This is a genomic window from Cobetia sp. SIMBA_158 (assembly GCF_046566945.1).
Classification (GTDB): Bacteria; Pseudomonadota; Gammaproteobacteria; order Pseudomonadales; family Halomonadaceae; genus Cobetia; species Cobetia amphilecti.
In genome coordinates, this window is record NZ_JAWJYL010000177.1 from 1 (window position 1) to 314 (window position 314).

Here is a 314-nt window from a genome sequence, read left to right on the forward strand (position 1 = left end):
TTCGAGATTCCGGTGCGCGCGAACGCCATCTTTCGCCACGCCTCGCTGCCGTATCGACAGTTCGACGGAGGATGCCTCATGTCCACTCACGCCGATCCATTCACACGCATGCTCGACAGCGAGCAAGGACGGCTGCTGCTCTCGAAAGCCGTTCGGCGCAAGTTGCGGCGCGGTCAGATGCTCAGCATGCCGTCGCAGCTCGACAATCAGATTTTCATCGTGCGTAGCGGCCGCATCCGCGTTCATCTAATGAACGACCAGCGCGAACTGACACTGGCGTTTCTCGAACCCGGCGACGTCTATTCGACACACAC

1 protein-coding gene is annotated in these 314 nt (G+C 59.9%); it reads left to right on the forward strand.

The annotated features are described in order from the left end of the window. Positions 1-78: 78 nt before the first annotated feature. A partial coding sequence (locus R2R70_RS19530; protein WP_410978825.1) for a cyclic nucleotide-binding domain-containing protein occupies positions 79-314 on the forward strand: 236 nt, incomplete at its 3' end.